This window comes from Actinoplanes sp. NPDC048967 (assembly GCF_040649415.1).
In the GTDB taxonomy this organism is placed as follows: Bacteria; Actinomycetota; Actinomycetes; order Mycobacteriales; family Micromonosporaceae; genus Actinoplanes.
In genome coordinates this window covers 1-20,415 of the sequence record NZ_JBEZFL010000006.1, presented here as the reverse complement: position 1 = coordinate 20,415, position 20,415 = coordinate 1, and the positions used below count along the sequence as shown (strand labels likewise).

The following is a 20,415-nucleotide window of genomic DNA, read 5'->3' as shown; positions in this document are numbered from 1 at the left end:
TGGCGGCCCGGCACGGGTCTACCGGAGACGGCACCGGGTCCGGGTCCGCTTGGGCGGTGACCGCCGGGCACCGATCCGCCGGAGGCACCGGTGCCCGTTCCGCGTCTGGGTCCGCTGATCTGGCCACTGCCGATGCCGTTTACTCCGGCGATCCGGTGCCCGAGACGCGCCCGTGTGCCCACTGTGGGCGGCCGGTTCCGCAGCGGGCTGCCGCCGGTCGCCCGTTCCGCTATTGCCGGGACAACGACGGTGAGTGTCAGCGGGCCTCGCGCAACGTGCGGATGCGGCACCGTTCGTCGCCCGGGCTCGCCGGTCAGGTGGCCCGCACCTGGGAGGCCGTCGACCGTCTCGATCAGCTCGTCGGCACGCTCAGCGAAGCCCTGCACGCCGAGATGTCACCGGCCGGGGTGGAGCGGCAGGTGGCCGAGGTCCGGGCGGAGACGTCCCGGCAGGTCGCGGCCGCGCACACCGAACGCGACGATGCCCGCCGTGATGCTGATCGGGCTGCCGAGGCCGCCGGGACGGCCGCGCAGGAAGCTGCTGTGGCGCGGGCCGAACGCGATGACGCCCAGCAGGCCGCGCAGCATGCCCGGCGTCTGGCTGAGGCCGCTGCGCAGGACGCTCGGCTGGCCGTTGCGGGGCGCGACGAGGCTCAGGCTGCTGCCAGTGCTGCTGTCGCGCTGCGGGAGCAGGCCGAGACCGAACGGGACCGGGCCCGCGCGGAGGCCACGGCTGTCCGGCGTGAGCTCGATGACGCCCGCCGGGAGAGCGAAGCCAAATCCCGTGAGCTCGATGACGCCCGCCGCGAGGCCGATGCCAAGTCCCGCGAGCTCGATGACGCCCGCCGGGAGGCCGAAGCGAAGGCTCGTGAGCTGGAGGCCGCCCGCCGGGAGACCGAAGCGAAGACGCGGGAGCTGGAGGCCGCGCGGGTCGACGTGCAGGCGCTGACCCGTGATCTTGCCGCCGCCCGGGAGCAGAGTGCGGTCGCCGGCGAGCGGGCCGAGGCTCTGGGTCGTGAGCGGGACGCCGCCCGGTCCGAGGGGCAGCAGGCAGTGCGCGATGTCACCGCCGCGCGGCACGAGGCCGGCCGGGAGCGGGAGAACGCCGAGCGTGCCGCGCGCGAAGTGGAGGCGCTGCGGCGTACCGTGGCTGAGGAGCGGGCGGCGCTCGCCGCGGCCCGCGGCGACGCGGATGCCGCGCACACCCGGGTGGCTCAGCTCTCGGCCCAGGTCAGTGACCTGGCCTCGGCGCTGGCGTCGCTCGGCCCGGCCCGGGCCGTCCCGGCCCAGACGCCGGCCGGCGGACCAGGCACCGGACAGGCGGGCGGACCGGGAAGTGAACCGGCCGAACCGGCCGTCCCGCAGGCACGGTGACCGACATCGCGCTATCCGTAGATCTCGCAAAGTCGCGTAAAGTGGACCAAGGTCCACTTCAGGACGGGGCTGAGTCGGCCGATAGGGGACCCGGGCGGTTACGCTCGAAGCGTTAACACCGTCGACATACGGCGGTCGCGGCAGGAATCTCGCGACCGCCCCTTTCGTTACACCAACGGAAGCAGCACCACGAGCGAGGGGAAAGCCGATCATGGGCGAACGCATGCTGCGCGGCAGCCGTCTAGGCGCAGTCAGCTACGAGTCCGACCGCAACACGGAGCTGGCGCCCCGGCAGACCCGCGAATACCTGTGCGTGAAGGGTCACCAGTTCGAGGTGCCGTTCGCCGTCGACGCCGAGGTGCCGATCACCTGGGAGTGCAAGTTCGACGGCAGCGTCGCACGACTGGTCGACGGCAACGAGCCGGAGCAGAAGAAGGCGAAGCCGCCGCGTACGCACTGGGACATGCTGCTCGAGCGCCGGTCGATCTCGGAGCTGGAGGACATCCTCAACGAACGGCTTCAGGAGGTCCGCACCCGTCGGGGGCGCTGACCGCAGGTAGCAACGTCATCGCCGTCCCGCACTCCAGCGGGACGGCGATTTTGTCGTGAGCCCGCTCTCAGCGGACGATCTCGCCCTCGACGACCTCGCCCTGCACGATCTGGCCGGGCGGGCCGAACGTCGCCGGGCCGGAAGGGGAATCCGGGGCCGGTTCGTCGACCGGGGCGGACTGGCGGACCCGCACGTGGCGGGGGCCGAACAGGTCACCGGCGACCGACGCCGGCACCCGCCGCTCGGTGGCGCGTTCCACGCCGCGGCGGGCCAGGATCCGCCCGGGCGGCAGCACCAGCAGCAGGCCGGCGACCGCGGAGACGAAGCCGGGGACGGCGAGCAGCAGCGCGCCGAGCAGACCGACCAGCGAATTGCTCACCTGCGGGCCCGGCGGGCGGCCGGCCTCAGCGGCGGCCCGGAACCCGCGCCAGCCGCGGATGCCCTCGCGGCGCAGCAGCACCAGCCCGGCCACACTCGACGCGGCGATGATCAGCAGGGCCCAGAGCGCGCCGATGGCGTGCACCACGGCCACGAACACGGATATCTCGGCCACCGCGAGCAGGAGCAGCCCCAGCGGGAGCAGAGCCAGACTTCGGCGCATCATCTCCAACCTTCCGGCGTCGCCTCGACGCCCACGGCAAGCATGACACGCCCCTGCCCGGTCACGGCCAGGTCGAACCCTGCCGCGGCTTGCGCCCGAGCTTGGCCAGGACGGCGTCCTTACGGGCCGTCACCCCCCACACGGTGACCCTGAGCAGCTGTTCCTTGAAGATGTTGCCGCTCATCTTGCTGACGCCGTGTTCGCGTTCGGTGAACGTGATCGGCACCTCGGCCATCCGGAAACCGTGCCGGTAGGTGCGCCAGGCCAGCTCCACCTGGAACGAGTAGCCGGTCGAGGCGACCGCCGCCACGTCGATCGCGTCGAGCACGGCCATCCGGTACGCCCGGTAGCCACCGGTGGCGTCCTTGAACGGCATGCCCAGCGCCATCCGGATGTAGATGTTGCCGCCACGGGAGAGCAGCAGCCGGTGCAGCGGCCAGTTGTGCACGCTGCCGCCGGGGATGTAGCGGGTGCCGAGCACCGCGTCGGTGTCACGCAGCACGTCGAGCAGCTTGTGCAGCTCCTCGGGGGCGTGCGAGCCGTCGGCGTCCATCTCGACGACCGCGTCGTAGCCTTTGTTCTTCGCCCAGGCGAACCCGGCGACGTAGGCGGCGCCGAGGCCTTCCTTGCCCGCGCGGTGCAGCACGAAGATGTGGTCGTCGGCGGCGGAGATCTCGTCGGCGATGTCACCGGTGCCGTCGGGTGAGTTGTCGTCGGCGATGAGGATGTCGACGCTCGGCACGGCCTCGCGGACGCGCCGCGTGATCAGCCGGACGTTGTCCGCCTCGTTGTAGGTCGGGATGACCACGAGGACACGTCCGACCCCCGGGTATCCTTCCGCGCCCGAGACCGTCGGGTTCGCGTCGCTCACCGTTCCTCCGTCGTCGACTCTGCGGCCGCCGCCCGGTCGTCGCGGCGGCGCCGCCGCAAGGGCGCTGCCGCCACGAGGACGAGCACGGCCAGGGCGACGGCCGCCAGCTCCGGCCAATGCCCCAAACGAGTCGCCAGCGTACGCGGTCCGTCCACCCGCATGTCACGCAGGACCACACCCGGCACGTTGAACCCGGTGGACGAGTACACCTGACCGGCCGTGCCGACAAAAGCGGACACTCCCACCGTCGACACCATCAGCGCCTCCCGGCCGTGCTCGACGGCGCGCAGCTGCACCATGGCCAGCTGCTGGCGGGCCTCGGCCTCGTTGAAGGTGGCGTTGTTGGTCTGCACGGCCAGGATCTGCGCCCCGCCGGTGACGGTGTCCCGCACGACCGAGTCGTAGGCGACCTCGAAGCAGATCACGTCGCCGATGGTCGCCGCCGGGGTCCGCACGACGCCCGGGGTGCTGCCGGCGACCATGTTCTTCACCAGATCGACCTTGTCGCTGACCACCCGGGCGATCGGGCGCAGCGGCATGTACTCGGCGAACGGCACCGGGTGCCGCTTGATGTACACCTGGTCCAGGTCGGGGCCGGTGACCGGCTGCCACAGGATGCCGGCGTTGCGGATCTCGCCCTCGATGTCGCCGCGCAGCACCGCCCCGAGCAGGATCGGCACGCCGATGGCGGTGGCCGCCCCGGCGATCTGCTGGGCCGCGTCGGGGTTGCGCAACGGGTCGATGTCGCTGGCGTTCTCCGGCCAGATCACCAGCTCGGGCTGCCGCTGCCGGCCGGCGCGGACGTCCTCGGCGAGCTTCTCGGTCGCCCGGACGTGGTTGAGCAGCACCGCCGCGCGCTGGGCGTTGAAGTCCAGCCCCAGCCGGGGCACGTTGCCCTGCACGATCGCGACCGTGCGGGTGGTCGCGGCGGGCTCGGCCACCGGCACCAGCGCCGGACCGGCGATCATCACGGCGGCGACAGCGGCGAACCCGGCCGCCGGCAGCCAGGTCCGCGGCCGGCCCCAGCGGCGCCAGGCCAGCGCGACCAGAGCGCCACCGGCGACCCCAACCGCGAAGGTCACCAGCGGCGCGCCGCCGAGCACAGCCAGGCGCACCGACGGGGCGTCGGCCTGGCTGAACGCCAGCCGGCCCCACGGGAACCCACCGAACGGGGCCCGGTCACGCAACGCCTCCTGCGCGACCCAGAGCAGCCCGGCGGTCAGCGGCCACAGCACGCGCAGCCGGTCGTGCAGCGGCGACAGCCACGCCCCGGCCAGGCCCAGCAGCGCCAGGTAGCCGGCCTGGGCGCACGACAGCAGCATCCAGGGCAGCCAGCCCGCGGCCAGGTGCGTCCAGTCCAGCAGCGGCACGAAGAACACCAGCCCGGCGATCATGCCGATCCCGGCGCCGCCCCGCAGCCGCCGCCGGTGCGTCGCCGCGGCCAGCACCGCCACCGCCACCGGCGCCAGCCACCACAGCCCGTACGGGGGGAACGACACCAGCAGGGCGGCCCCGGCGGCCGGCGCGAGCAGCACGGACACCCACAGGCGCAGCGGCCGGGGCGCGACCGGCACGACCGGGTCCGGCGCCGGCGCGGGCGTTGGCTGAAGCGTCAATAAATCCACCCGCGGAAGGCTACCTGTCGGTGGTCACGAAACCGTCGCACACGCTACCTGCTCGGCGCGGACCGCGATGGGCTTGCCGCGATGCGGCGGGCCCTGCGCAGACCTCCGCGGCCGCGCCGCACGGATGGCCGGGGCGGCAAAGCCGGGACGGCAAAGCCGGGGCGCGAAAGCCCGGGCGCGAAAGCCCGGGCAAGGCAGACAGGGCCTGGCCCCGGGCAAGGCCGGCCCGGACATACGTCGGGGCGCGGCCCGCAGGCCGCGCCCCGACTGCACCTCAGAGATCCGTCCGGGCCCGGTGCGGCACGACGGCGCGTGACCTTCGGACCGGCGCGGCGCGGGCTGGCTGCCCCCGACGTGCCGTTGTCTACTGGCCACGTGTCGCCCTGACCGACACCGGAACAGCGCGGCCGGTCCGCGCCGCCCCGCCGACCCCCACCCCCTGGACCTGGCGTACGCGGGCATCCGGGGAACGGGTGCGGGCGTGGCCAGTGGGCGAAGGAACGAAGCGAACAACAGCCGCTTCCCGGAGGAGGACTTGAAGACGGTACGTCGCACCCCCGGCCGTCTGTCAACCGGTGTCCCCGTGTCCGGGCGTGTCGCATTTCCCGGGCGTGTCCCGGCCGTTCACCCGCAGGACTACAGCGCGTCAACAAGACCCGCGGCGGCCGCCGGGTGCTCAGCGACGAGCAGGCCCGCCGCGGCCAGCACGTACTGGCTGTCGACGACCCGCCGGGCACCCGCCGGGGCCGCCCAGCCGCCGGCCGTGTCGCCCAGCACGGCGTCCAGGACCGCGTCGCCGCCGCCGTGGCGCAGCACCCCGCCGGAACCCACGACCAGCCGCACGTCACGCAGATCCCGGCCCCCGGTCCGCGGCTGCCCGGGCCCCGCCGACGAGCCCCGCGCGTGACGCCGCAGAGCGATCATCGCCGCGGTCGCCGCCAGCTGCCGGTCCGTCACCGCGTCGTACGGCGGCCCACCGGCGATGTCCGGCACCGGCAGCTTCTCCGCCGCCGCGGCCGCGACCACCCCGCTCGCCCCGACCCCGACACCCAGATCCCCCTCGACCGTGCGGGACCGCCACAACGTCCCGGCCACGTCCCGCCGCGGACCCGTCTCGGCCTCCGCGTCGGGCACCAGCGCCGAGTACACGTCCGTGGTGGCGCCACCGACATCGACGACCAGCACCCCGGCGCCACTGCGGTCCGCCAGCAGCTCCACGCCGGCCAGCACCGCGTCCGGGGTCGCCGCACGCACCAGCGACGCGAACCGCGACCCCCGCGACAGCCGCTTGCCGCCGATCACATGCCGCAGGAACACCTCCCGGATCGCCAGCCGCGCCGGACCCGGATCCAGCACCCCGATACGCGGCAGCACGTTGCCCGTCACGGTCACCGGGATCCCGCGTCCGGTCAGCACCGCGGCGGCCTGCTCACGCACGTCGGCGTTGCCGGCCAGCACCACCGGCACCCGCAGCCGCGAGGTGCCCAGCCGGCCCGCGTTGTGCAGCAGCACCTCACCGTCGCCGCCGTCGGTGCCACCGACCAGCAGGATCACATCCGGACGGGCCGCGCGCAGCGCCGCCACCGCCCGCCCGTCGAGCCGGCCCGCCGCCACGTGCACGACCTGCGCGCCCGCCGACAGGCCGACCCGGTGCCCGGCCTCGGCGGTGACCAGCGACTCGTACCCGATCACGGCCAGCCGCAGGCCGCCGCCGGCCGACGAGCACACGAACAGCTCGCCGTCGCCGCCCACATCGGCGACAGCGGAGTCGAGACCGGTCAGCACATCCGAGGCGGCCGTCGTCGGCACCTCGGCGCGCCTCACCAACCGGCCGTCGCGCAGATCGACCAGACAGGCCTTCGTGTACGTGGACCCGACGTCGACACAGACCGCGAAAGTCATCCCTTGGCCGGCACGACCACGGTGCCCGTGGCGGTCACCGCGACGATCGGTTCGGCCAGCACCGCCGCCGCCGACCCGCCCGTGCCCCGGCACACCACCACCGACCGGAACTCGATGGTCCGCGACCGGGTGCCCATCCGGGTCACCGTCGCGGTCACCTCCAACACGTCACCGGCCTGCACGGGTGCGGTGAACTGCACGTCGGAGTACGACGCGAACAACCCCTCGTCGCCGTCGAGCCGGATGCACACCTCGGTGGCGACATCACCGAACAACCCCAGCGAGTACGCCCCGTCGACCAGATTCCCCGCGTAATGGGCGTGCGCGTACGGCACGTACCGGCGATGCGTCACCGTGATCACGAGTTGCTCCCTACGAGTGCGTGGACCAGGTACGAGGCGACCTCGCGTGGTGTCGTACCCCGGCCGAAGATCCGGTCCACGCCCAGCTCGCCCGCCATCAGCTCGTCGAACCGCGGCCCGCCCACGATCAGCAACGGCCGCTTGCCCGCCGGCATCGCCTCCCGGAACGCCGCCGTCATCGCCCGCGTGTTCTGCAGGTGCGCGTCGCGCTGGGTCACCACCTGCGACACCAGTACCGCGTCGGCCCTGCGGGCCCGGGCCTCCTCGACCAGCTCCGGCACCGACACCTGCGCGCCCATGTTCGTCACCGCCAGCTCCCGGTAGTACTCCAGGCCCTTCTCCCCCGCGATGCCCTTGACGTTGAGGATCGCGTCGATGCCCACCGTGTGCGCGTCGGTGCCGATGCACGCGCCGACCACGTTCAGCCGCCGCCGCAGCTTGCGCTTGATGACCGCGTTCACCTCCTTCGCGCTCAGCAACGGGAAGTCCCGCTCGACGACCTGCACCTTGTCGGTGTCGACGAGATGACTCACCCGCCCGTAGACCACGAAGAACGTGAACCCGTCACCCATCGGCTTGGCGTGCACCAGCAGCGCCGGGTCCATGCCCATCTTGTTGGCCAGCTGCACCGCGGCGCCCTCGGCCCGCTTGTCGTGCGGGACCGGCAGCGTGAACGACAGCTGCACCATCCCGTCGCCGGTGGTGTCCCCGTAGGGCCGCACGATGCTCACGCGGCACCCTCCAAAGCAAGAGTCACCGGGTTGTAGTAGCCGTCCTCGTGCTTCGCGACCCCGTCCAGGCCCTTGCCGCGGTCCGCCGGCCGCTTCATGATCCCGAACGTGCCGTCGGCGATCGCCGTCAGCATCGTGTCGTCGACGATCCGCTCCAGCAGCTCGATCGCCTCACCGAGCACCGCCTGCGCCCGCGACTGGATGAACCCGCCCGGCGCCGGCACGAAATCCTCGTGCAGATTGCCGGCCCCGTTCAGCACGTACCGCACGTTCTGCAACGCGATGTCACGGTCCGACAGCCACGGCGTCACCACCGCCTCGGTCATCATCCCCACCAGCAGGATCCCCTGCCCGGTCAGCGCACCCACCAGGTTGAAGAACCCGTCCAGCAGGTTCCCCCGGAACACGTCGCCGGTCATGTGCTTGGTCGGCGGCATCCACTTCAGCGGCGCGTCCGGGAACAACTCCCGCGCCAGCAGCGCGTGCGCCAGCTCCAGCCGGAACGACTCCGGCAGCTCCGGGTTGATCTCGAACGCGTGCCCCAGCCCCAGCTGCCAGTCCGCCAGCCCCGCCTCGTGCGCGAAGAACTCGTTGAGCAGCTGCGACACCGTCACCGTGTGCGCCGCCTCGACCGCGTCCGCCGTGGTCAGGTAGTTGTCCTCACCGGTGTTGATGATGATCCCGGCCCGGGCGTGCACCTGCCGCGAGAACCGCTGATCCACGAACGTCCGGATCGGGTTGATGTCCCGGAACAGGATCCCGTACATGCTGTCGTTGAGCATCATGTCGAGGCGTTCCATCCCGGCCAGCGCCGCGATCTCCGGCATGCACAACCCCGACGCGTAATTCGTCAGCCGCACGTACCGGCCCAGCTCCTTCGACGTCTCGTCCAGCGCCGCCCGCATCAGCCGGAAGTTCTCCTGCGTCGCATACGTGCCCGCGAAACCCTCCCGGGTCGCCCCCTCGGGCACATAGTCCAGCAGCGACTGCCCCGTCGAGCGGATCACCGCGATCACGTCCGCGCCGGCCCGCGCCGCCGCCTGCGCCTGCGGGATGTCCTCGTAGATGTCCCCGGTCGCCACGATCAGATAGATCCACGGCCGCTGCTTCGGATCGCCGTACCGCTTGATCAGCCGATCCCGCTCGGCCCGGCGCCGGTCCACCACCTTCAGGCCCGCGTCGGTCGCCCGCCGCGCGGCCCGCCGGGCCGCGGTGACCTCGGCCTTCTTCTCCGGTACGGCGAAAGTCACCGCCCCCGCCGCGGCCTTCTGCGCCAGCACCGTGACATCCTCCACGCCCTGGGTGGCCAGGGCATGGAACACCGGCAACGCCACGCCCCGGCCCAGGCCCACGTCGGCGCGCACCGCGTCGACCAGCCTGTTCACCCACGGAATGCCGTCGGAATCGGCCCCCGACACCCCGGCCAGGCGCAGCACCGCCCGCTCCACCGACACCGTCGTGTGCGAGCGCGCCAGGTCCACGACCGGCTGCCCCGCCCGCGCGGCCAGCGCCCTGGCCCGCCGCACCACGTGCGGATCCAGCCCCAGCTTGTTCACATCACTCCTCGAAGATCGTCTCGCCGTGCAGCACCGTGCGCCGGCACACCGGCCGCGCCGGCACCACCCCGTCCACCCCCGGCAACAGCACCGGCAGCCCCCCGTCCGTCCCCGCCGGCGTCTCCCACACCGCGAACGTCGCCGACCGGCCCGGCGTCAGCACGCCGGCGTCGTCCACCCCGGCCGCCCGCCAGCCACCCCGCGTGCTCGCCCCGAACGCCGACCGCACACTCATCCGGTACGCCGGGTTCCGCGGCGCCGCCGCGGCCACCACCGCCGCCCACGGATCCAGCGCCGTCACCGGCGAATCCGACCCGAACGCCAGCGACACCCCGACCGCGTACATCGCCCCGACCGGATTGGTCGCCAACGCCCGCTGCACCCCCAGACGCTGGGCGTACATCCGGTCCGGGCCACCCCACAACGCGTCGAACACCGGCTGCACGCTGGCCACCACCCCGAACTCCACCATCCGGGCGATCATCGCCTTGTCGATCAGCTCCACGTGCTCGATGCGGTGCCGGCCCTCCCGTAACCGGTCCACCCCGACCCGCTCGGCCGCGATCGCGAACCCGTCCAGCACCGCCTCGATCGCCGCGTCCCCGATCGCGTGGAAACCACCCTGCACACCCAGCTCGATGCACTCCAGCAGATGCGCCCCGGCCTGCTCCGCCGACACGAACGCCTCACCACAACCACCGTCACCGTCGGCGTACGGCTCGCGCACCGACGCCGTCCGCGACCCCAGCGCCCCGTCCGCGTACAGATCACCGGCCGCACCGACCGCACCCAGCTCCTTGGCCCGCGCCGCACCACCGAGCTCACCCCAGTAACCGAACACCTGCGGCAGCCCCACCCCCGACAACGCCAGTACCGACGCGAAATCCGCCTCACTCGACGTGCCCGGACCCGCACACTCGTGCACCGCCGCCACCCCCCGCGACGCCGCCAGCCGCAACGCCGAGGTCTGCGCCGCCGTACGCTGCGCCGCCGACAACGAACCCAGCGCCACCGCCCGCACCGCGTGATGCGCCTGCTCCCGCACCCAGCCCGACCCGGCGTACCCCGGCACCCCCTCGATGCCGGGGCACGCCGCCAGCAACGACCGCGACGCCAGCGCCGAATGCACCGACGCCTGCGACAGATACACCCGCCGCCCCTCCGCCGCCCGCTCCAGCACGTCAGCCGACGGCGGCTCCTGCACCGCCCACGTCGACTCGTCCCAGCCGTGCCCGTGCACCACCCCGTCCACCGGCCGCGTCCGCGCGAACGCCGACACCGCCTCCAGCAGCTCCACCGCCGAGCGCACCCCCGACAGATCCAGCCCGTCGGCCGCCAGGCCGGTGTCCGTCGCATGCAGATGCGCGTCCACAAACGCCGGCGTCACCAGCGCGCCGTCCAGGTCCACCGTCACGTCCGCCGACGGGGCATCCGCCGCCGCGCCCAGCCACGCGATCCGCCCGTCGCGCACCAGCATCGCCGACGCCCGCGGATCCGCCGCCGAGTAGAACCGACCGTTCCTGTACACCGTTGAGGGGGAAGTCATGACCGTCAGTGTGCCGCGATCCGCGCCTCGAACAGAGCCCGCACGGCCGGAGTGCGCCGCACCACATCCAACGCGAACGCCGCATGCCCCGGCACGTACCCGTTGCCGATCAGCATCGTCACGTCCGCCGCCAGACCCTCGGCCCCCAGCGCCGCCGCCGGGAAACTCGTCGCCATCGAGAAGAACACCACCGTGCCACCCGCCGCCGTCGCCAGGATCGCCCCGTGCTCGCACCCCGGCACATCCACACACACAACCGTCACCGTCGCCGGCTCACCCAGCGCCGCCACCACCGCCGACGACACCGCGAGGGGATCCCGGGCATCGGCGACCGCGACGTGATCAGCCAGCCCGGCCGCCCGCAGCGCGTCGCGCTCGGCGTCCGACACGACCACCCCGACCGTACGGGCACCGGCCAGCCGAGCCGCCGTCAACGCCAGCGACCCGCTCTTACCGGCCCCACCGAACACCGCCACCGACACCGCACCGGCCACCGCATGCCCGCGCACCACCCGGTCGGTCAACGCCGGCGCCCCGCACACGTCGAACACCGCCAGGGCCAGCTCCGGAGCCAGATCCTCCGGCAGCACCGCCACCACCGAACGGCCGAACAGAATCGCATGACCCGCCGCCGGCACCTGTTCGCTGCGCCCGTCCCAGCCGGCCAGCCCGTCGGTCACCGCAAGCGGGGTCAGGGTCAGCGACACCAGCGTGGCGACCCGGTCACCCACCTTCACCGGCAACGGCGACTCCGGCCCGACCTCGTCGACCACCCCGATCAGCATGCCGCCCGAACCCGTCACCGGATTGTGCATCTTGCCGCGCGTACCGATGATCTCCAGCACCTCGGCCCGCACCGCCGCGCCGTCCCCGCCGTGCTTGCCCGACAACTGCCGGAAGCTCGCCGCGTCCAGATTCAGCCGCTCCAGACGGATCCGCACCTCGTCCGCGCCCAGCTCCGCACGCGCGTCCAGCCGCCACGCCGCCTGCGGCAGCACCCCGACCGGCTCGACCACCCGAGACAGACCCACAGGAAACGACATGCCCACCATCCTCACAAGAAACAACCTGCCGCGCGGCCGCCCTACCGTAAATCCTCCGGGGCGGCGGTTACTAGACCGCAGATTCTCCAGTATCGTCGATCGAGTTCGCTCCCCGACCCCAGGAGGCCCCGTGACCGAGCTGAAGAACGACGCGGCCACCGCGGCCGGGCAGCCCTACAACTACCAGCGCCGCCCCCTCGTCGAACCCGACTGGACCCGCTTCCCCGGCTGGCACGACGTCACCACCGCCCAGTGGGAATCCGCCCAGTGGCAACGCGTCAACTGCGTCAAGAACGTCAAACAACTCCGCAAAGTCATGGGCGACCTGCTCGACGAACGCTTCTACGCCGACCTCGAAACCGACATGCAGCGCCTGGCCACCATGTCCATGCTGGTGCCACCACAGATGCTCAACACCATGGTGCCCGACCGCACCCCCGACACGGAGTCGTTCTACGCCGACCCGATCCGGCGCTACATGATCCCCGTCGCCACCGACCGCCACCTCGACTGGCCCTCACACCCCCACGCCACCCGCGACTCCCTGCACGAGCACGACATGTGGGTCGCCGAAGGCCTCACCCACCGCTACCCCACCAAGGTCCTCGCCGAACTGCTCAGCACCTGCCCCCAGTACTGCGGCCACTGCACCCGCATGGACCTCGTCGGCAACAACACCCCCACCGTCGACAAACTCAAGCTCACCCTCAAGCCCGTCGACCGCTACGACGCCCACCTGGCCTACCTCAAGGCCCACCCCGGCGTCCGCGACGTCGTCGTCAGCGGCGGTGACGTCGCCAACGTGCCCTGGAAACAACTCGAGACCTACCTGATGGGCCTGCTCTCGGTCCCCACCGTCCGCGACATCCGGCTCGCCACCAAAGCCCTCATGGGCCTGCCCCAGCACTGGCTGCAGGGCGACGTCGTCGAAGGCCTCAACCGCGTCGCCATCACCGCCGAACGCCGCGGCGTCAACCTCGCCGTGCACACCCACGTCAACCACGTGAACTCACTGACCCCGCTGGTCGCCCGAGCCGCCCGCATGCTGCTCGAAGTCGGCGTCCGCGACGTCCGCAACCAGGGCGTGCTCATGCGCGGCGTCAACGCCACCACCGCCGACCTGCTCGACCTCTGCTTCGGGTTGCAGGGCGAAGCCGGCATCCTGCCGTACTACTTCTACATGTGCGACATGATCCCCAACGCCGAGCACTGGCGCGTCCCGGTCTGGTACGCCCAGCAGCTCCAGCACGACATGATGGGCTACCTGCCCGGCTACGCCACCCCGCGGATCGTCTGCGACGTCCCCTTCGTCGGCAAGCGCTGGGTCCACATGCTCGCCGAGTACGACCGCGAGCACGGCATCTCCTACTGGACGAAGAACTACCGCACGTCCATCGAGGCCACCGACGACGAAGCCCTCAACAAGCTCCACGCCTACTACGACCCGATCGACACCCTGCCCGAGTCCGGCCAGCAATGGTGGCTCAAGCAGCAGGTCGCCGAGTAGCGACAGCGCACAGAAAAAGGCCCCCGGGACCGTCGTCCCGGGGGCCTCGCTGTGGGCCGGCTCAGCTGAAGGCGTCGCGGACGTCCTTGCCCGCGTCCTTGACGTGCTCGCCGGCCTGCTTGGCGTGTGCGGAGGTCTCCTGCGCCTGCCCCTCGGCGGCGAGCCGCTCGTTGTCCGTGGCGTCGCCGATGCCCTGCTTCGCCTTACCGGTCAGCTCTTCGGCCTTGTTCTTGACCTTGTCAGTGAAGCTCATCGTCAACCTCTCCAGAGACCCGAACTTGATGGTTCTTGTCGGAGAAAAGGTGCCCGAAGGGCGCGTTTCTAAAACACGACTCATGCCGAGTGGGGCGGCGCACCACGTGTAGAGCGTCCTAGGATCCTTGGCTATGAGTGATCAAGCCGCTGCCGCCTCCTTCGGACAAGCTGCCGCCGTCTACGAACGCGGGCGCCCGCCGTACCCCGCCGAAGCTCTTGACTGGCTCCTGCCGGCCGGAGCCGGCCAGGTCGTGGACCTCGGCGCCGGAACCGGCAAACTCACCCGCCAGATCCGCGACCGCGGCCGGCCCGTCACCGCGGTGGAACCCTCCGACGGCATGCGCGCCGAACTCGGCCGCGTCCTGCCCGGCGTGCCGGCCCTGGCCGGCACCGCCGAAGCCATCCCCCTGAACGACCACAGCGTCGACGCCGTGCTCTGCGCCCAGGCCTGGCACTGGGTCGACCCCGAACGGGCCGTCCCCGAAGCCGCCCGCGTCCTCAGACCCGGAGGACGGCTGGGCCTGATCTGGAACCTGCGCGACGAACGCGAGGACTGGGTCCGCCGCCTCGGCGAGCTCATCCACTCCCCCGAACAGCACCGCCGCGCCGAATTCGGACCGCCGTTCGGGCCCGTGGAGACCCGCGACTTCACCTGGACCCACGAGATCACCCTCGACCGGCTCCTCGACCTGGTCGCGTCGCGCAGCTACATCATCCTGCTCAGCGAGCACGAACGCGCCGCCGTCCTGGACGCCGTCCGCGAGCTCACCGCCACCCACCCCGACCTCGCCGGGCGCGACACGTTCGCGCTGCCCTACGTCACCGAGTGCGCCCGGGCGGACCTACCGCAGCGCTGAGCGCCACACCGGCAGATGCGCCGCGAGGTAGTCGGCCGCGCCACCCCAGTGCACGCCGTGGCCCTCGGCCCACAACCGGGCCCACGGCAGGGCACCGGTGCGGGAACCATCGGCCAGCAGGTCGTACATCGCCCGGGTACGCACGACGAGCTTGCCGGGCAGTACGGCCCGTCCCGCGTCATCGAGGTCGTAGCCGTCGACGACCGCCCGCAGTCGCGGCGCATCCGCCTCCGGATCACCACCGGCGACCAACGGCGCGAAGGTCTGCGCGAGGTAGGCCAGGTCCCAGAGGCGGGTGCCCGGGGCCGAGGCGTCCCAGTCGATGAAGGTCCAGGTGTCGCCGTCACGGATCAGGTTCCACGGGGCCAGATCCTGGTGACAGACGAGATCGGCGCCGTCGGGCGGGATCGCCACGTCCCACCGGGCGTCGGGCGCAGGCACGAAGTCGGCGGACGCGTCATGGATGGCGCGGACCATGGCGCCCAGCCGGCGCAGCTCGGCCAGGGTCATGGGTGGCGCCGACTCGCCCTGCCGGCCGGGCACGAACTCGAGCACCTGGCGGCCCTGGTCGTCGCGGCCCAGCACACCTGGCACGCCGGCGACACCCTTGGCGTGCAGGTGGCGCAGGAAGGCGTGGACGGAAGGAGTGGCGGGCGTCCAGGGCTTGCGCACGGTGGAGCCGGAGCGGACCACGGCCTCGGCTACGTTGCCACCGGCCAGGGGCTCCTCGCGGCTGGTCAGGCCGTCCAGCCCAGCCGGATGCGCCACTCGTCGGTAGTGCCTTCGCGGGGGTCCTGCACCAGGTGCAGCACGGCCTGCAGCGGAATCATCTGCTCCGGCGTGATCCTCGGTGGCAGCCGCCGGAAATCCTCGCGGCTGTGCACAGCGCGCTCCTTGTTCTCCACGAGACAAGGCTAGGCGCCTGGAGCACTCCCCACAATCGCTGTTTGTCGAGGTGGGTCGCCGTAGGCGTCGTTCCAGGTGTGGCGCGGCGCACGTCGCGTAGAGCGTCCTAGGATGTTACTTCCGCAGGTCGGGCCGGGCCGTTGACAACATGCAGGCGATTGCCTGCATAATGGTCCGCGTGAGCCTCGACCCGGTCTTCAAAGCCCTGGCCGACCCGACCCGACGACTTCTGCTCGACCGCCTGCGCGAGCAGAACGGCCAGACCCTGCGCGAGCTGTGCGACCACCTGGCGATGACCCGCCAGTCCGCGACCCAGCATCTCGACCTCCTGCAGGCGGCCAATCTCGTGACCGTCGTGCGACGCGGGCGGGAGCGGCTGCACTACCTCAACCCGGGGCCCATCCACGAGATCGAGCAGCGCTGGATCTCCGGCTTCGACAAGCCCCGGCTGCGGGCCCTCGACGCGATCAAGAGCAAGGCAGAGGAGTACGCCATGAGTGAAGAACCCGCCCCGGTGCCGACCTACGTCTACACCACCTACATCCACGCGACCGCCGAGCAGGTGTGGCAGGCCCTGACCGACGCGGACCTGACCGCCCGCTACTGGGGGCACGCCAACGTGTCGGACTGGCAGCCCGGCTCCACCTGGGAGCACCGCCGCACCGACGGTTCGGGCGTCGTCGACGTCGTCGGCCGGGTGCTCAAGGCCGAACCACCGACGACCCTGGTCATCACCTTCGACGACGTCCCCGAGGAGCAGCTGACCCGGGAGCCGTCGGTGGTGACGTTCCTGGTCGAGCCGTACCAGGAGATCGTCCGCCTCACCGTGACCCACGAGAAGCTGGCCAACCTCGAGATGCACGGCGGCATCTCCCGCGGCTGGCCGGCCGTACTCGCCAACCTGAAGTCCCTGCTCGAAACCGGCGACGTCCTCCCCCAGGCGCCCTGGGACATGTCCCCCGCGCACAGCTGAGCCCATGGACACCACCGCGCTCACCGCTGCCTACGATGCCCTGCTGGACGCCGCCACCACCGTCGCTGCCACCACCGTCGCCGACGCCGGCGGATCTCCACCGCCCGGCGAATGGAACGCCGACGAGATCCTGGCGCACGTCGCCCTCGTCACCGCTGCCACCATCGCGACCGCCGCCGCTGTCGCCGCGGGAGCACACACGACCTACGACAACCGCCTGGCCCAGGACACCTGGACCATCAACCACGTCATCTCCCTCGCCGGCGGTCCCGCCGGGCTGCGGGAGCGCATCCGCAGCCAGGGAGAGGCTCTGTGCACTCTCGTCGGCCCGACATTGAGCGAGGCCGAGCTGGACACGTCGGTGCCGGCCCTGCTGCTGTCCCACGACACCGCCCTGGTCAACGGACCGGTGCCGCTGCGGGACATCATCACCGGCCTGGCCGCGGTGGAACTGCCCGGCCACACCCGGCAACTCCTGGCCCTGTTCCCGAACGAGGACAACCCATGACCGTCGCCAAGCCCGCCTTCGTGTACGTGACCTACATCCACGCCACCCCGCAACGGGTGTGGGAAGCGTTGACCGATGCCGATCTGACCGGCGTCTACTGGGGACACCACAACATCTCCGACTGGCAGCCCGGCTCCCCCTGGGAGCACCGGCGCACCGACGGCTCCGGCATCGCCGACGGCGGTGGTGTCGTCCTCGAAGCCGACCCGCCGCATCGGCTGACCATGACCTTCGGCGAAGCCGGCTCCCCGGCGGGACCCGACGCCTCCGCCGTCACCTTCCGCATCGAGGCCCACCACGACATCGTCCGGCTGACCGTCACCCACGGGAACCTGAGCGACGAGGACCTCGCGGAGGTCTCCACCGGCTGGCCCGCGGTCATGGCGAACCTCAAATCGCTGCTGGAGACCGGACGCGCGCTGCCGCAGGCGCCGTGGGACATGCCGTAGCACACTCCGGCTACGGCGTCCTAGGACACTATGCCTCCGGCTTGGCGGCGGGAGCGATCCGCGGCGGCCGGTTCTCGTACGGCGTGCTCAGCACCACCGTCGTGCGCGTCGTGACGTTCGCCGCCGTACGGATCTCCTGCAGCAGCCGTTCCAGGTCGGCCGGGCTGGCCACCCGTACCAGAAGCAGGTAGAAGTCCTCCCCCGCCACCGAGTAGCAGGAGTCGATCTCCGACAGGTGGGCCAGCCGTTCCGGCGCGTCGTCGGGCTGCGACGGGTCGAACGGGCGGATCGCCACGAACGCCGTCAGCGGCAGCTCCAGCGCCTCGTACGACACCTTCGCCGTGTAGCCGCTGATCACGCCGCGCTGTTCCAGCCGGCGTACCCGCTGGTGCACCGCCGACACGCTCAGGCCGACCCGCTCCGCGAGATCGGTGTAGGACAGCCGGCCGTCCACGGTGAGGGCGCCCACGATCGCCCGGTCGATCTCTTCCACCGCGACAAGATACCGGTCGTGGCCGCCCGGTAACGAACCCGTTTCAGCCGCGGGTCAGCGATCGGCTGATGACCAGGCGCTGGATCTGGTTGGTGCCCTCGACGATCTGCAGCACCTTGGCCTCGCGGAACCAGCGTTCCACCGGGTGGTCGCTGACGTAGCCGGCCCCGCCCAGCACCTGGATCGCGTCGGTGGTCACCTTCATCGCCACATCGGTGGCGAAGAGCTTGGCCTTGGCCGCCTCCACCGAGAACGGGCGGCCGGCGTCCTTGAGCCGGGCCGCGTTCAGCAGCAGCGCCCGGGCCGCCGAGACCTGCGTGGCCATGTCGGCCAGCATGAAGCCGACGCCCTGGAACTCGGCGATCGCCCGGCCGAACTGCATGCGCTCGCGGGCGTACCCGGCGGCGTAGTCGACCGCGGCCTGGGCCAGACCGACCGCGCAGGCCGCGATGCCCAGCCGGCCCGCGTCCAGGGCCTGCATGGCGATCCGGAAGCCCTGGCCCTCCTCGCCGACCAGGCGCTCGACCGGCACCCGGGCGCCGTCGAAGACGATCTGGGCCGGCGGTGACGAGCGCAGGCCCATAGTCCTCTCCGGCATCTGCGGCAGGATCCCGGGCGTGTCGGCCTCGGCGACGATGCAGGAGATCCCGGCCGGGCCGGGGCCGCCGGTGCGGCAGAAGATGTTGTAGAAGTCGGCCTGGCCGCCGTGGGTGATCCAGGCCTTGGTGCCGGTGACGACCCAGTCGTCACCGTCGCGCACCGCCCGGGTGGTCAAGGCGGCGGCATCGGAGCCGCCCTGCGGCTCGGAGAGACAGTACGCGCCCAGCAGGTCACCGCCGAGCAGGTCCGGCAGACTCTTGCGCTGGCGCTCGGTGCCGTACGCGGCGATCGGGTAGCACGACAGCGTGTGCACGCTGACGGCTTCGGCGATGGCCAGCCAGGAGCCGGCCAGGATCTCCAGGACCTGCAGATAGACCTCGTACGGCTGACCGGCGCCGCCGTCCGCCTCGGGATAGGGCAGGCCCAGCAGCCCGGCACGGCCGACCGTCCGCAGCACGTCGCGCGGAAACAGGCCCTCCTGCTCGTGCTTGGCGACCCGGGGAGCCAGCTCGCCGTCGGCGATCTCCCGGGTCAGGCCCAGCAACTCGTACGCCTCGTCCGTTGGCAGCATCCGCTCGACCGTCACATCAACCAGCTTAACGGTCGTTTGGTTTCCCGTCAGCCTCAGCCCCCGGCGCGCCCGCGGAAGGGTCGGTGGTTGGCACTAGGTTGGGACCCGTGACTCAGCGACCTCTGCTGGCGGTCGACGCCCCCAGCCTGTATTTCCGCGCGTTCCACGGCATCCCCGAGTCCGCGGCCCGCACGCAGGCGGGTGAGCCGGTCAACGCCATCCGCGGCTTCCTCGACATGATGGCCCAGCTGATCCGCACCCGGCACCCGGACCGCCTGGTCTGCGCGCTGGACGCCGACTGGCGCCCGGCCTGGCGGGTCTCGCTCGTCCCGTCGTACAAGAAGCACCGCGTCGCCCACGGCGCCGTCGAGGAGGTCCCCGCGGCCCTGGAGAAGCAGGTCCCGGTCCTGCTCGAGGTCCTGGCCGCGGTCGGCATCCCGGCCTTCGGCGTCGCCGGGTACGAAGCGGACGACGTCCTGGGCACCCTCGCCGCCACCCAGCCCGCCCCGGTCGAGGTCGTCTCCGGCGACCGCGACCTGTACCAGCTGGTCGACGACACCCGCGGCACCCGCCTGCTCTACTGCGGCCGCGGCGTCGCCAAGCTGGAGGACAGCGACAACGCCGCGGTCGAGGCCAAGTACGGCGTCCCGGCCCGCTGGTACGCGGACTTCGCGGCGATGCGGGGCGACCCGAGCGACGGCCTGCCCGGCGTGCCCGGCGTGGGTGAGAAGACGGCCGCCCGGCTGATCGCCCGCTACGGCGGCATCGAGCAGATCCTGGCCGCGCTGGACGACAAGGACGCCGGCTTCGCCCCGGGCCTGCGCACCAAGCTCGACTCCGCCCGGGACTACCTGGCGGCCGCGCTGCCGGTCTGCAAGGTCGCGCTGGACGTCGAGCTGCCGGCCTTCGACCCGGCGCTGCCGACCGCACCGAAGGACACGGAGGCGCTGCTCGCGCTGGCCGAGCGCTGGAACCTCGCGGGTTCGGCACGGCGTCTGGTCGACGCCCTCGCGGGCTGACCCAGGCCGGGTCGGGTGGCCGGGCCGGGTCGGGTGGCCGGGCCGGGTCGGGTGGCCGGGCCGGGTCGGGTGGCCGGGCCGGGTCGGGTGGCCGGGCCGGGTCGGGTGGCCGGGCCG

22 protein-coding genes are annotated in these 20,415 nt (G+C 72.1%); 8 read left to right on the top strand and 14 right to left on the bottom strand.

What is annotated here, in order from left to right; translation table 11 throughout:
- The first annotated feature begins 281 nt into the window (after window positions 1-281).
- The gene (locus AB0C12_RS25590) at window positions 282-1,373 is read left to right on the top strand and encodes a serine/threonine protein kinase (RefSeq protein ID WP_360552035.1); all 1,092 of its coding nucleotides are present in this window, start codon (window positions 282-284) and stop codon (window positions 1,371-1,373) included.
- Between the two features lie 211 nt (window positions 1,374-1,584).
- Complete coding sequence (locus tag AB0C12_RS25585; protein WP_015622005.1) at window positions 1,585-1,923, top strand: RNA polymerase-binding protein RbpA; 339 nt, start codon at window positions 1,585-1,587, stop codon at window positions 1,921-1,923.
- A 67-nt stretch (window positions 1,924-1,990) separates the two neighbouring features.
- Here the strand turns inward: AB0C12_RS25585 and AB0C12_RS25580 are convergent, their stop codons facing one another.
- From AB0C12_RS25580 to AB0C12_RS25540, 9 genes are all read right to left on the bottom strand, one after another.
- Window positions 1,991-2,524, bottom strand: a complete 534-nt coding sequence (locus AB0C12_RS25580; protein WP_360552846.1) for an FxsA family protein — start codon at window positions 2,522-2,524, stop codon at window positions 1,991-1,993.
- Window positions 2,525-2,585: 61 nt separating this feature from the next.
- Window positions 2,586-3,395, bottom strand: coding sequence for a polyprenol monophosphomannose synthase (locus AB0C12_RS25575; RefSeq protein WP_360552033.1), 810 nt, complete (start codon window positions 3,393-3,395; stop codon window positions 2,586-2,588).
- The gene (gene lnt / locus AB0C12_RS25570) at window positions 3,392-5,011 is read right to left on the bottom strand and encodes an apolipoprotein N-acyltransferase (RefSeq protein WP_360552031.1); all 1,620 of its coding nucleotides are present in this window, start codon (window positions 5,009-5,011) and stop codon (window positions 3,392-3,394) included. Before lnt ends, AB0C12_RS25575 begins: the two co-directional genes overlap by 4 nt.
- Before the next feature lie 645 nt (window positions 5,012-5,656).
- On the bottom strand, window positions 5,657-6,922 hold the full coding sequence (locus AB0C12_RS25565) for a glutamate mutase L (protein WP_360552029.1): 1,266 nt from the start codon (window positions 6,920-6,922) through the stop codon (window positions 5,657-5,659).
- Window positions 6,919-7,284, bottom strand: a complete 366-nt coding sequence (locus AB0C12_RS25560) for a hotdog domain-containing protein (RefSeq protein ID WP_360552027.1) — start codon at window positions 7,282-7,284, stop codon at window positions 6,919-6,921. Before AB0C12_RS25560 ends, AB0C12_RS25565 begins: the two co-directional genes overlap by 4 nt.
- Window positions 7,281-8,015, bottom strand: a complete 735-nt coding sequence (locus AB0C12_RS25555) for an OAM dimerization domain-containing protein (RefSeq protein ID WP_360552025.1) — start codon at window positions 8,013-8,015, stop codon at window positions 7,281-7,283. Before AB0C12_RS25555 ends, AB0C12_RS25560 begins: the two co-directional genes overlap by 4 nt.
- A complete protein-coding gene (locus AB0C12_RS25550; RefSeq protein ID WP_360552023.1) occupies window positions 8,012-9,571 on the bottom strand; it encodes a lysine 5,6-aminomutase subunit alpha in 1,560 nt (519 codons plus the stop codon). The genes AB0C12_RS25555 and AB0C12_RS25550 overlap by 4 nt, the downstream gene beginning before the upstream one ends.
- A gap of 1 nt (window position 9,572) precedes the next feature.
- Entirely contained in the window at window positions 9,573-11,117 is a 1,545-nt protein-coding gene (locus tag AB0C12_RS25545) for an amidohydrolase family protein (protein WP_360552021.1), read from the bottom strand.
- A 5-nt stretch (window positions 11,118-11,122) separates the two neighbouring features.
- Window positions 11,123-12,160, bottom strand: a complete 1,038-nt coding sequence (locus AB0C12_RS25540; protein WP_360552019.1) for an L-erythro-3,5-diaminohexanoate dehydrogenase — start codon at window positions 12,158-12,160, stop codon at window positions 11,123-11,125.
- 130 nt (window positions 12,161-12,290) lie between these two features.
- Here AB0C12_RS25540 and AB0C12_RS25535 point away from each other — a divergent pair, with 130 nt between their 5' ends.
- Window positions 12,291-13,667: a lysine 2,3-aminomutase gene (locus tag AB0C12_RS25535; RefSeq protein ID WP_360552017.1), complete on the top strand. Its 1,377-nt coding sequence runs from the start codon at window positions 12,291-12,293 to the stop codon at window positions 13,665-13,667.
- Between the two features lie 61 nt (window positions 13,668-13,728).
- On the opposite strand, the gene AB0C12_RS25530 is transcribed toward AB0C12_RS25535, so the two are convergent.
- Entirely contained in the window at window positions 13,729-13,920 is a 192-nt protein-coding gene (locus AB0C12_RS25530; protein WP_212990512.1) for a CsbD family protein, read from the bottom strand.
- Window positions 13,921-14,053: 133 nt separating this feature from the next.
- Between AB0C12_RS25530 and AB0C12_RS25525 the strand changes: the two genes are divergently transcribed.
- On the top strand, window positions 14,054-14,779 hold the full coding sequence (locus AB0C12_RS25525) for a class I SAM-dependent methyltransferase (protein ID WP_360552015.1): 726 nt from the start codon (window positions 14,054-14,056) through the stop codon (window positions 14,777-14,779).
- Here the strand turns inward: AB0C12_RS25525 and AB0C12_RS25520 are convergent.
- Window positions 14,765-15,547, bottom strand: a complete 783-nt coding sequence (locus tag AB0C12_RS25520) for a phosphotransferase (protein WP_360552013.1) — start codon at window positions 15,545-15,547, stop codon at window positions 14,765-14,767. The two genes, AB0C12_RS25525 and AB0C12_RS25520, sit on opposite strands and share 15 nt — an antisense overlap.
- Window positions 15,517-15,684, bottom strand: coding sequence for a hypothetical protein (locus tag AB0C12_RS25515; RefSeq protein WP_360552011.1), 168 nt, complete (start codon window positions 15,682-15,684; stop codon window positions 15,517-15,519). Before AB0C12_RS25515 ends, AB0C12_RS25520 begins: the two co-directional genes overlap by 31 nt.
- 179 nt (window positions 15,685-15,863) lie before the next feature.
- Here AB0C12_RS25515 and AB0C12_RS25510 point away from each other — a divergent pair, with 179 nt between their 5' ends.
- The 3 genes from AB0C12_RS25510 to AB0C12_RS25500 are packed head-to-tail and all read left to right on the top strand — an operon-like array spanning window position 15,864 to window position 17,615.
- The gene (locus AB0C12_RS25510) at window positions 15,864-16,658 is read left to right on the top strand and encodes a metalloregulator ArsR/SmtB family transcription factor (RefSeq protein WP_360552009.1); all 795 of its coding nucleotides are present in this window, start codon (window positions 15,864-15,866) and stop codon (window positions 16,656-16,658) included.
- 4 nt (window positions 16,659-16,662) lie between these two features.
- On the top strand, window positions 16,663-17,166 hold the full coding sequence (locus tag AB0C12_RS25505) for a hypothetical protein (protein ID WP_360552007.1): 504 nt from the start codon (window positions 16,663-16,665) through the stop codon (window positions 17,164-17,166).
- The gene (locus AB0C12_RS25500; protein ID WP_360552005.1) at window positions 17,163-17,615 is read left to right on the top strand and encodes an SRPBCC family protein; all 453 of its coding nucleotides are present in this window, start codon (window positions 17,163-17,165) and stop codon (window positions 17,613-17,615) included. The genes AB0C12_RS25505 and AB0C12_RS25500 overlap by 4 nt, the downstream gene beginning before the upstream one ends.
- A gap of 28 nt (window positions 17,616-17,643) precedes the next feature.
- Here AB0C12_RS25500 and AB0C12_RS25495 read toward each other — a convergent pair whose 3' ends face one another.
- Together AB0C12_RS25495 and AB0C12_RS25490 are read right to left on the bottom strand one after the other, a co-directional pair.
- Window positions 17,644-18,108, bottom strand: a complete 465-nt coding sequence (locus AB0C12_RS25495; protein ID WP_360552003.1) for an Lrp/AsnC family transcriptional regulator — start codon at window positions 18,106-18,108, stop codon at window positions 17,644-17,646.
- Window positions 18,109-18,151: 43 nt separating this feature from the next.
- Window positions 18,152-19,294: an acyl-CoA dehydrogenase family protein gene (locus AB0C12_RS25490; protein ID WP_360552001.1), complete on the bottom strand. Its 1,143-nt coding sequence runs from the start codon at window positions 19,292-19,294 to the stop codon at window positions 18,152-18,154.
- 92 nt (window positions 19,295-19,386) lie between these two features.
- Here AB0C12_RS25490 and AB0C12_RS25485 point away from each other — a divergent pair, with 92 nt between their 5' ends.
- Window positions 19,387-20,298, top strand: coding sequence for a 5'-3' exonuclease (locus tag AB0C12_RS25485; protein ID WP_360551999.1), 912 nt, complete (start codon window positions 19,387-19,389; stop codon window positions 20,296-20,298).
- Window positions 20,299-20,415 lie beyond the last annotated feature (117 nt).